General features: G+C 61.6%; 1 protein-coding gene. It reads right to left on the bottom strand.

Translation table 11 applies throughout. From position 1 onward, the window contains the following. Positions 1–1,234, bottom strand: a 1,234-nt coding sequence (locus tag ACXRVY_RS28300) for a Tex-like N-terminal domain-containing protein (protein ID WP_458238868.1), incomplete at its 3' end; no start/stop codon positions are given. Between the last annotated feature and the right edge of the window lie 336 nt (positions 1,235–1,570).

Raw genomic sequence — 1,570 nt, 5'->3', positions numbered from 1 at the left:
ATGAAGTACTGGTGCTGGAGTCTTCCGGCCAGCCGCTGCTGGACCAGGCGGCGCAACGAATCGTCCGGCTGGCGGTGCCGTTGCCGATGGCGATCAAGTCCACCGAGTGCTTGGCGCACAGGGCGGCGAGCACGGCGAGGGTCTGGTCCCACTTGTTGTGCGGCACGTGCGGGTAAACCGTGGCGTGATCCAGCAGTTTGCCGGTGGAGTCAACCACGGCGACCTTGCAACCGGTGCGCAGGCCCGGGTCCAGGCCCAGAGTGGCGCGCGGGCCGGCCGGGGCCGACAGCAGCAGGTCGTGCAGGTTGTGGGCGAAGACGTTGATCGCTTCGGTTTCCGCGCCATCGCGCAGCTCGCCCAGCAGGTCGGTCTCCAGGTGGGTGTAGAGCTTGACCTTCCAGGTCCAGCGCACCACTTCGCCCAGCCATTTGTCGGCGGCGCGGTTCTGGTTCTGGATGCCGAATTGCTGGCCGATCATGCCTTCGCACGGGTGCATGCTGCCCGGCAGTTCGTCGCCGACTTTCAGCGCGGAGCTGAGGATGCCTTCGTTGCGGCCACGGAAAATCGCCAGCGCGCGGTGCGACGGCATGCTTTTGAGCGGTTCGTCGTGTTCGAAGTAATCGCGGAACTTGGCGCCTTCCTCTTCCTTGCCGGCGATCACGCGGGCACTGAGGGTGGCTTCCTGCTTGAGGTAGTTGCGCAGCTTCTCCAGCAGGCTGGCATCTTCGGCGAAGCGCTCCATCAGGATGTATTTGGCGCCTTCGAGGGCTGCCTTCACATCGGCCACGCCTTTTTCCGCGTCGATGAAGCGTGCGGCTTCGGTTTCCGGGCTCAGGGACGGATCGTTGAACAGACCGTCCGCCAAGTCGCCGAGGCCGGCTTCCAGGGCGATCTGACCCTTGGTGCGGCGCTTCTGCTTGTACGGCAGGTACAAGTCTTCGAGACGGGTCTTGGTATCGGCGAGCTTGATATCGCGTTCCAGTTGCGGGGTCAGCTTGCCCTGCTCCTGGATGCTGGCGAGGATGCTGATACGCCGTTCGTCGAGTTCTCGCAGGTAGCGCAGGCGCTCTTCCAGATGACGCAATTGCGTATCGTCGAGGCTGCCGGTCACTTCTTTCCGGTAACGGGCGATGAAGGGAACGGTAGAACCTTCATCGAGTAGCGCGACGGCCGCTTCGACCTGTTGTGGGCGTACACCGAGTTCCTCGGCGATGCGGCTGTTGATGCTGTCCATAAAACCACCTGACAAATTGTGAAAGCAGGCTCGCAGGCGCGGAAATAGGGCCTTCGCGAGTCTGGTTGAGCGGCCTGGCCAGCGCCGCTGCCTGGGTCAACAGGCATTGCGTTGACCCGTGAAATCGAACAATTACTGCTGACGCGATAAAAATAAATCGCGTCCGTCTGTAGTACCTGTCTGATGTTGCCTGACACAAAAGGCCGGGCATTATAACCAGCGTTACGGCATTCGGGGGCATCGCGGGTTGCCGGTGCAATGGCCGGTTTTCTGGCGGTATAGGAAAAATCTGCTAACAATGCACACGGTGCGTATAACGGCAGCTACGCCATAATG

It is taken from the genome of Pseudomonas sp. P5_A2_2 (assembly GCF_054177685.1).
Note: the sequence above shows the minus strand (reverse complement) of the source record. Positions and strands in the feature narration are given on the sequence as shown.